Source organism: Eubacterium sp. AF15-50, assembly GCF_934835595.1.
Lineage (GTDB): Bacteria > Bacillota > Clostridia > Lachnospirales > Lachnospiraceae > Eubacterium_G > Eubacterium_G segne.
Genome location: NZ_CAKVZL010000091.1, coordinates 1 through 8,550, shown reverse-complemented (window position 1 = coordinate 8,550; position 8,550 = coordinate 1). Strand labels below are relative to the sequence as shown.

General features: G+C 36.6%; 11 protein-coding genes. 7 read left to right on the top strand and 4 right to left on the bottom strand.

Going from position 1 to position 8,550, the window contains the following annotated elements:
* Together Q5O73_RS09105 and Q5O73_RS09100 are read right to left on the bottom strand one after the other, a co-directional pair.
* Positions 1-187, bottom strand: a 187-nt coding sequence (locus Q5O73_RS09105; protein WP_368076757.1) for an Hsp33 family molecular chaperone HslO, incomplete at its 3' end; no start/stop codon positions are given.
* Positions 188-198: 11 nt separating this feature from the next.
* Positions 199-942 (bottom strand): class I SAM-dependent methyltransferase, encoded by a 744-nt coding sequence (locus Q5O73_RS09100; RefSeq protein WP_302624369.1) that lies wholly within the window; start codon positions 940-942, stop codon positions 199-201.
* A gap of 119 nt (positions 943-1,061) precedes the next feature.
* Here Q5O73_RS09100 and Q5O73_RS09095 point away from each other — a divergent pair, with 119 nt between their 5' ends.
* Positions 1,062-2,033: a hypothetical protein gene (locus Q5O73_RS09095; protein WP_302629039.1), complete on the top strand. Its 972-nt coding sequence runs from the start codon at positions 1,062-1,064 to the stop codon at positions 2,031-2,033.
* Positions 2,034-2,079: 46 nt separating this feature from the next.
* On the opposite strand, the gene Q5O73_RS09090 is transcribed toward Q5O73_RS09095, so the two are convergent.
* Positions 2,080-2,295 carry a hypothetical protein gene (locus Q5O73_RS09090; protein WP_302669527.1) on the bottom strand — a complete coding sequence of 72 codons (216 nt, stop codon included), beginning with the start codon at positions 2,293-2,295 and terminating at the stop codon, positions 2,080-2,082.
* Positions 2,296-2,459: 164 nt separating this feature from the next.
* On the opposite strand from Q5O73_RS09090, the gene Q5O73_RS09085 reads away from it, so the two are divergent.
* Entirely contained in the window at positions 2,460-2,972 is a 513-nt protein-coding gene (locus Q5O73_RS09085; RefSeq protein ID WP_021952451.1) for an SEC-C metal-binding domain-containing protein, read from the top strand.
* A gap of 52 nt (positions 2,973-3,024) precedes the next feature.
* Here the strand turns inward: Q5O73_RS09085 and Q5O73_RS09080 are convergent, their stop codons facing one another.
* Entirely contained in the window at positions 3,025-4,302 is a 1,278-nt protein-coding gene (locus Q5O73_RS09080; protein WP_302629040.1) for an adenylosuccinate synthase, read from the bottom strand.
* 214 nt (positions 4,303-4,516) lie between these two features.
* Between Q5O73_RS09080 and Q5O73_RS09075 the strand changes: the two genes are divergently transcribed.
* From Q5O73_RS09075 to gltA, 5 genes are all read left to right on the top strand, one after another.
* Positions 4,517-4,903, top strand: a complete 387-nt coding sequence (locus Q5O73_RS09075) for a hypothetical protein (protein ID WP_302669526.1) — start codon at positions 4,517-4,519, stop codon at positions 4,901-4,903.
* A 301-nt stretch (positions 4,904-5,204) separates the two neighbouring features.
* Positions 5,205-5,942, top strand: a complete 738-nt coding sequence (locus Q5O73_RS09070) for an AzlC family ABC transporter permease (RefSeq protein ID WP_302669525.1) — start codon at positions 5,205-5,207, stop codon at positions 5,940-5,942.
* 2 nt (positions 5,943-5,944) lie between these two features.
* A complete protein-coding gene (locus Q5O73_RS09065; protein ID WP_021952456.1) occupies positions 5,945-6,262 on the top strand; it encodes an AzlD domain-containing protein in 318 nt (105 codons plus the stop codon).
* A gap of 113 nt (positions 6,263-6,375) precedes the next feature.
* The gene (locus Q5O73_RS09060) at positions 6,376-7,230 is read left to right on the top strand and encodes a sulfide/dihydroorotate dehydrogenase-like FAD/NAD-binding protein (protein ID WP_021952457.1); all 855 of its coding nucleotides are present in this window, start codon (positions 6,376-6,378) and stop codon (positions 7,228-7,230) included.
* A partial coding sequence (gene gltA, locus Q5O73_RS09055) for an NADPH-dependent glutamate synthase (RefSeq protein ID WP_302669524.1) occupies positions 7,230-8,550 on the top strand: 1,321 nt, incomplete at its 3' end. The genes Q5O73_RS09060 and gltA, both read left to right, overlap by 1 nt.

The window sequence follows — 8,550 nt, the reverse complement described above, 5'->3', positions numbered from 1 at the left end:
GCATGTCCTTTTCACCCTTCATCATTACCCCCATCATGGCTCCTGCACTAAGCAATCTTCCTAACGCCGCCGTAGCCACAGGACTGGTATTATGATGTTCTCTGGCTGTTTCAACCATTTCCCTTGAAGTAATGGCAAATGCCCTTATTTGTCTGTTTGCCGCCGTTGCTCTTACTATATAATCCATTATAAATCTCCTTATTTCTTTAATACCACATATATTCTGTCATCATCTTCACTTGCATTTTCATGGCTAAATGCCCTATATAATGACACAATATTCATACCGGCTTCCTTTACCGCCTCTTTAATTTCTTCTATTAAATATCCCCGCTGGTAATGTTCTTCAACGAATTTATCATATCTGCCGTCATCCCCTTTTATAAACAATGACAACTGATATTCATTTATATTGTCACTTTCATCAAAATAATTATCCCAGATAAAACTACATTCGTCCCTGTCTTCTGCAATTACATTATCCCCTATGCTCCTAAAGTACTTAACAGTCTTTAAATCAAAAATAAATACACCCTCCGGTGCAAGATACTTTTTAACTCCTTTAATAACTGTAACCAAATCATCATACTCCGTTATATAATTGATGCTGTCGCATATGCTAACTGCTGCTGCCACCTGACATGGCAGTTCCAATTTCCGCATATCCATAGCTACATACAGAATATTATTTCTCACTTCATCAGTTAATTTTTCAAATGCAATTCCCAGCATTTCCGGGGAAATGTCCGTTCCAATAATATTATAGCCTTCTTTAGCCAGACCCATTGTAACATTTCCTGTTCCACAGCCTAACTCAACCAACGTTCCTGTCTCTACCCCGTTATCCTTCAGCAGTTCACACAGGTAGTGACACCACATTGGATAGTCTATATTATCCATAAATTTGTCATAAACCTCGGCAAATCCAGTGTATGCTTCCATAATTTTCTCCTTCTAAACATACTTAGTTTAATTTTACCAATAATCCCTCTTAAACGCAACCTTGATTAAATTACTTTACTCATTTATACTGTACTTATATTTTTCAAAAAAGGTGCATTATGGTAGACATTATATTTAACATAAAAAAAGTATGTAAGAGAAAACTTATATTTCCCCTTATAATAACCGTGATTATGCCGGCTATTCTTTTTTTGTGCCCTTTTTACAATATTTTTCATCCGGATGTTATTGATAACATTAGTGATGTTGACGCCGGTCATAAATATGTTAGCGTCCATGCTGACAGACTATATTATACCGGTTACAATCTGAATAAATCCTTTGGCAGGGAATATGGTTATTATTACTCTATCGATGAAGATAAATGCATTTTTGCCATTGTTCCTGTAAGTGATACCCCGGCAAAAATTCTAAAGGATTATGATTTCAAGGCCAAAGTGATCAAAAGAAACCGTCCTTTTAAAAAGATGCTTTCAGCCTTTGCCAATGATTTAAACTGGAATATAAACGACCTGTCTGGTTTCTCGGAAGATTTCGTTGTAAGTTCCCCGGATTATTCTCCAAAGCTTTATATGGCTATTATGTGGATAACTCTCTTTATTTTATTTGTTTCCATTAAAAAAGTTATATCAGAAATAATGGGCATTTTCGTTCCCTATTTCTATCCCGTATGTACTTTTCTTGGAAAGAAAGAGCAAAAAGCTCTTATTGATAACGCCCAAAGTGAGCTTTTATCAGAGAATTATCTTCAAATAAATTCAATGTACATAACTGAAAATTATTTTATAGATATTGACAAAAGCTATGTTTCCATAATCCCCTTAAAGGATATAATCTGGTGCTACAGGGTAGGTGAATTACGGTTAAATCCAAACAGCACATCTCCGGATTACTCCCTTTGTTTTGCCATAAAAAGCGGATCCGTAATAACTGACAGGCATAAAACCAGCGATGAAGCCTTAGAGCTTTTAAATGCCATCCGTGCCACTGAATATGACATTATTATCGGTCACTCCGAATCCAAACAAAAGGAAGCCAAGAAACGTTTAAAAGTTTTACGCAATAATTAACCGACCTGCCAATTGTATGTAACTTTTGGTGGTCGGTTTAATTATGTTATTTGGTGCCTCTTCCATTTAATATTCTGTATATAAGTAACATTGCATATATAAATGCCGGTATTACAACCATGCACCATGCACTTGCTTTCCATGCATTTGAGAAATCTCCCACACCGAAATTTGTCAGCAACGCAAAAATCAATGTCAGTATTGCACATATAACAATTACTATAACTCCTATCATTGCAAAAGTACGTCTTACCTTATCCATATAATCCCTCATTTCTGTTATTTGTCTCTGCAAAACAATCCTTTATTAGAAAAAGATTTATCTTTTACACTGTATCCTATTATATATGAAAGATTAATCTATTGCAATTATTCAATATGGTCGGTATAATTAGAGTGTTTATAACTATATTTTGGAGGATAACAATGGATAAGAAGTATTTATTGGAAACATGGAGAGAAATTGCATATAATCAGCAACAGACTCAGGAACAGTATGATCAGTTCTGGGGTGCATATTTTGCTCAGGAAGTGGAAGTTTACAAAGATCTGCTTAAAAATCACGGCACAGTTGTTTCCGGTACAGTTGAAGAACTTGCCAAGAAATACAACATGGAAGTTCTTACTATGGTTGGTTTCCTTGACGGAATTAACGAAAGCCTCAAGACACCAAACAACTTAGAGGAGTTGACAGAAACCAGAGAAGTAAGTCTTGATTATGATGATGAGCTTCTTTACAAGAACATGGTTGAAGCTAAGGCAGACTGGCTTTACGGTCTTGAAGAATGGAACGACATTCTTGATGCAGACAAGCAAAAGAAATTATATAAAGAGCAGAAATTATCAGGCACAGTATTTAAAGATAAAAAAATCGGCAGAAATGACCCATGTCCATGTGGAAGTGGAAAAAAATATAAATATTGCTGTGGCAGAAATTAATTGACTAATATGCATAATAAAACCGGTGGCTGCGAGCCACCGGTTTTATTTTTTACTTACGATTTATAATTTCATGACGTCCCGGTCCGTTGCTGACCATAGTAATTGGCACGCCAAGTTCTTTCTCAATAAATTCAATGTATTTACGACAGTTTTCCGGTAATTTTTCGTATTCCGTAATTCCACGAATTTCCTCTTTCCATCCCGGAAGTTTTTCGTAAACAGGCTTTGCTTTCTTAAGTTTAGCTGTAACAGGGAAGTCTTTTGTAACCTCTCCGTCAATTTCATATCCTACACAAACAGGGATTTCATCTAAGTATCCTAATACATCAAGTACAGTAAGGGCTACCTCTGTAGCACCCTGCATTCTTACACCGTAACGTGATGCAACGCAGTCAAACCATCCCATTCTACGAGGACGTCCTGTTGTGGCACCAAACTCACCACCGTCACCACCACGTCTTCTAAGTTCATCTGCTTCGTCTCCAAAGATTTCACTTACAAACTCACCTGCTCCAACGGCGCTGGAATAAGCCTTAACTACAGTAATAATATCCTTAATTTCATAAGGTGGAATACCTGCACCAATAGCTCCATATGCAGCCAATGTTGATGAAGATGTTACCATTGGATAAATACCAAAATCAGGATCCTTCAATGTTCCAAGCTGTCCTTCAAGAAGGATTGTCTTGCCTTCCTTAATGGCATTGTTTAAGAATAATGACACATCACATGCATAAGGCTCAATTATATCTCTATAACTATGTAATGTCTCAAGTAATTCATCCGGATTAATAAGCGGCTTATGATACATATGCTCTAATAAAATGTTCTTCTGAGCAACTACTCTTGCCACCTTTTCCTTAAGTGTTTCCTCATCAAATAATTCTGATACCTGGAATCCAATCTTTGCATATTTATCTGAATAGAAAGGAGCAATACCTGACTTAGTTGAGCCAAATGCCTTTCCGCCTAATCTTTCTTCCTCATATGCATCAAAGTCTATGTGATATGGCATAAGAATCTGTGCTCTGTCTGAAACAAGAATATGTGGCTTTGGGACTCCCTTTGAAACTATATCATCTATTTCTCTTTGAAGATAAGGAATATTCAGTGCAACTCCGTTACCGATAACGCATGTAGTATGCTGATAAAATACTCCTGATGGAAGTAAATGTAATGCGAATTTACCATAATCATTTATAATGGTATGACCTGCATTGCTTCCTCCCTGAAATCTTACAATGATGTCTGACTTTTCGCCAAGCATATCTGTAATCTTTCCTTTTCCTTCATCGCCCCAGTTAGCACCAACTATCGCTCTAACCATATTGGTCTCCTCCTAACATTTATATAATTATATATCAATAGTTCTGTTTGCAATGTTCCATATTTAATTAAGCCCAAGCAAACCATTGAACATTATACTATTTGTTGATGAAAAATGCTAGTGTTTTAAAGCATTTTTATGACTTTTAATCCCCCTGCAATTGAATTATCTTCCATTCTCTGATACAATTTAATCCTTAGGAGGCAGAATTAATATGCGTATTTCAAAAAATAAAAATTTCATATGCATTTTGTTATCCATATCCTTGATTCTTTCAGGGATGTTTTATAATGTTCTGACTCCACAATCAGTTTTAGATGATTTCGCACCGGATAAAACTACTACATATTATTCTGTAAAAGATGTTTTACCTGTTAGTGTTTCTACCAAAAGCGAAAATCAAAACACAGCTGTTTCTTCTAATAAACTTAAAAGCTCCTCCACATATTTAGGAGGTTTTGGTGGAATTGTAGCTAATGCTGCATTCTTTCTTCATAACAGCTTTGGTCCAGACTTAGTATCTTTGGTATGCTGCAACGATAATTTAAACAGCCATACCGTAATTCTAAATTATATTCACCAACAGGACGGCAAAAAGTAATTTTATGTACCACCTTTTTAAAGGTTTTATTTTAGTACAATTAAATAAGGAGGTATATAAATCATGGGTACAATTATAGCCGTTGTGGTAATGGCACTTGTGTTTGCCGCTGCCGGAATCTGGGCATGGTATATGTCTAAAGATAATGATTAATATAAATATACATAATTTGTATAAATGAACTTAAGCCTATAAGGGATTTTGAATTTGCTTTTTACATTTTCAAAGTATCTTATAGGCTTTATTTTATTTAGCTGTTGTTGTATAATGTTTTTTTGAAATTAACTAAGGTGAGATTAAGATGAATAGTAAAAATACAACCAGATTAAATAACAAAAAAGTCTTTATTAAGGGAATGCATGACGGTGTTCCCATTGCATTAGGATACCTTGCCGTATCCTTTTCTTTAGGTATTGCCGCAAAAAATGCAGGAATGACTCCATTTCAGGGCTTTCTCGCCAGTGCATTATGTAATGCATCAGCGGGAGAATATGCAGGCTTTGTAACAATTGCGGCTCTTGCCTCCTTTGCGGAAATTGCCATAATCACATTAATTGCCAATGCCAGATATATGCTTATGAGTTGTGCCATGAGCCAGCGAATCAGCCCTGACACTTCAATTATTCACAGAATATTAATGGGATTTTATTTAACGGATGAGCTTTTTGCCATTGCAATTGCAAGACCGGGACATCTTAATCCCTACTATACATATGGTGCAGTTTCCATTGCCGGTCCATGTTGGGCAGTTGGAACTGCTTTAGGTGCCATGGCAGGTAATCTTTTGCCCGGTAATATTACCAGTGCCTTAAGCGTATCTTTATATGGAATGTTTTTGGCAATTATTATTCCACCATCAAGAAAAAGCAAAATCATTGCAGGCATTGTTGCCGTAAGCTTTGTTGCAAGCTTCGCCGCTGCCTATATTCCACTGATTTCTTCCCTTTCTGATGGAACTAAAACTATTATTTTAACTATTGTTATTTCTGTTTTGGCAGCAGTTTTGTTTCCTGTTGACACTAATAAGGAGGAGGCTTAATAATGAATACACGAATTTATATTTACATATTTATAATGGCAGCCGTAAGTTTTGCAATACGTGTGCTTCCCCTTACCCTTATTCAGAAGCAGATTAAAAACCGATTTTTGCAGTCATTTTTATATTATGTTCCATATGTTACATTATCGGTAATGACATTTCCTGCCATTATAAATGCCACTCACTATCCGGTTGCCGGAGTTTTAGCACTTATTGGTGGAATTATTGCTGCATGGTTTAATGCCGGACTTTTCAAAGTTTCCGTATTATGCTGCTTTATTGTTTTAGTATCAGAATATTTAATAATCTTTATAAAATAGTTTCTTTCATAATTGATAAATTTTTAACACTATGCTATACTTTACGTTGACTTTTTGTAATTATTTGAGAGATTAAGTATTTAAGAACATTTTAAATTTTAGGAGGAAAATAAATGTACAAAATTGTTAGAAGACAGCAATTAAATGATACAGTTGTACGCCTTGATGTTGAGGCGCCTTTTATTGCTGCTAAGGCAAAAGCCGGTCAGTTTATCATTTTCCGTATTGATGAACAGGGCGAGCGTGTTCCACTTACTATCGCTGATACTGACCCGGATAAGGGTACTGTTACTATTATTTTTCAGATTGTAGGACAGTCAACTATGCTTCTTTCACAAATGAAGGAAGGTGACTACATTTTAGATTTTGTTGGTCCTTTAGGTACCGCTACAGACTTCGGTGATGCAAAGAAGGTTTGCGTTATTGGTGGTGGCGTAGGTAATGCCATTGCTTATCCGTCTGCTAAAGCTTTATTTAAGGCTGGTGTTGACGTTGACGTTATTGCCGGATTCAGAAGTAAGGATATTGTTATTTTAGAAGATGAATATAAATCCATCTGTAACAGACTTTTCATTACAACAGATGATGGTTCATATGGTGAAAAGGGCTTTGTAACAAACAAGCTTCAGAGCCTTATTGACGAAGGAAACAATTATGACCTTGTTATTGCCATCGGACCTATTCCAATGATGAAGTTCGTTTCAAAGGTTACTGAACCTTATAATATTAAGACTCTTGTTTCTTTAAATCCAATTATGATTGACGGAACAGGAATGTGCGGTGGTTGCCGTGTTACTGTAGATGGCAAAATCAAGTTTGCCTGTGTTGACGGTCCTGATTTTGACGGACATAAGGTTGATTACGATGAGTTAATGAAACGTAACTCTACTTACAGAGATTTTGAAGCACATGACAGAGAAAACTGTCGTATGTATAAAGCTGCTGAGAATTTAGGAGGTGCAAAATAATGCCAAATATGAGTTTAACAAAAGTTCCAATGCCTTCTCAGGAGCCAAATGTCAGAAATAAGAATTTTGATGAGGTTGCTCTTGGCTACACAGCTGAAATGGCTATGGAAGAAGCAACAAGATGTATTAATTGTAAAAATAAGCCATGTATGAGTGGTTGCCCTGTTTGCGTCAGAATACCTGAGTTTATTGCAAAGGTTGCAGCAGGTGAATTTGATGAAGCATACAAGATTATTACCAGCACCAACGGTCTTCCTGCTGTTTGCGGACGTGTTTGTCCACAGGAAAACCAGTGTGAAGGAAAATGTATCAGAGGAATTAAAGGCGAACCTGTTTCTATTGGACGTCTTGAAAGATTCGTAGCTGATTATCATCTTGCTCATAGCAATGATGATGTGGAAAAACCTGAAAGTAACGGTATCAAGGTTGCTGTTATCGGTGCCGGTCCTGCCGGACTTACATGTGCCGGAGATTTGGCAAAGCTTGGATATCAGGTTACAATTTTTGAAGCTTTCCACAAAGCCGGTGGTGTTTTAGTTTATGGTATTCCTGAATTCAGACTTCCTAAGGCTATTGTTCAGAAGGAAGTTGATAATTTAACAAAGCTTGGTGTTGATATTGAAACTAACATGGTTATTGGTCGTGTACTTTCAGTTGACGAAATTATGGAAAGAGGTTACAAAGCCGTATTCATCGGTTCAGGTGCCGGACTTCCATCATTTATGGGTATTGAAGGTGAAGCATTAATTGGTGTTTATTCAGCTAACGAATATCTTACAAGAGCCAATCTTATGAAGGCTTACAAGCCTGAGTATGATACTCCTGTTATTAAGAGCAAAAATGTTGCTGTTGTTGGTGGTGGAAATGTTGCCATGGATGCAGCAAGAACTGCTTTAAGACTTGGTGCTGAAAACGTATATATTGTTTATCGTAGAGGTATGGAAGAACTTCCTGCCAGAAAAGAAGAAGTTGAACATGCAGAGGAAGAAGGTATCATCTTTAAGACATTACATAATCCTGTAAAACTTATTGGCGATGAAAATGGTCGTGTTTGCAAGATGGAATGTATTCAGATGGAACTGGGAGAAGCTGATGCTTCAGGACGTAGACGTCCAATTCCTGTTGAGGGAAGCAACTTTGAACTTGATGTTGATACAGTTATCATGTCAATTGGTACTTCTCCTAACCCGCTTTTAAGAACTACAACTGAAGGTCTTGAAGCAAACAAATGGGGATGTCTGGTAGTCAACGAAGATACTCTCGAAACAACAAGAGAAAATGTATATGCCGGTGGCGATGCCGTAACAGGTGCTGCTACAG

Bases quoted from the DNA above. Each gene is read 5' to 3' on its own strand.
- Q5O73_RS09090 (WP_302669527.1), bottom strand. From the start codon at position 2,295: ATGGATAAGGTAAGACGTACTTTTGCAATGATAGGAGTTATAGTAATT.
- Q5O73_RS09065 (WP_021952456.1), top strand. From the start codon at position 5,945: ATGAATACACGAATTTATATTTACATATTTATAATGGCAGCCGTAAGT.
- Q5O73_RS09095 (WP_302629039.1), top strand. From the start codon at position 1,062: ATGGTAGACATTATATTTAACATAAAAAAAGTATGTAAGAGAAAACTT.
- Q5O73_RS09060 (WP_021952457.1), top strand. From the start codon at position 6,376: ATGTACAAAATTGTTAGAAGACAGCAATTAAATGATACAGTTGTACGC.
- Q5O73_RS09070 (WP_302669525.1), top strand. From the start codon at position 5,205: ATGAATAGTAAAAATACAACCAGATTAAATAACAAAAAAGTCTTTATT.
- Q5O73_RS09075 (WP_302669526.1), top strand. From the start codon at position 4,517: ATGCGTATTTCAAAAAATAAAAATTTCATATGCATTTTGTTATCCATA.
- Q5O73_RS09085 (WP_021952451.1), top strand. From the start codon at position 2,460: ATGGATAAGAAGTATTTATTGGAAACATGGAGAGAAATTGCATATAAT.
- Q5O73_RS09100 (WP_302624369.1), bottom strand. From the start codon at position 942: ATGGAAGCATACACTGGATTTGCCGAGGTTTATGACAAATTTATGGAT.
- Q5O73_RS09080 (WP_302629040.1), bottom strand. From the start codon at position 4,302: ATGGTTAGAGCGATAGTTGGTGCTAACTGGGGCGATGAAGGAAAAGGA.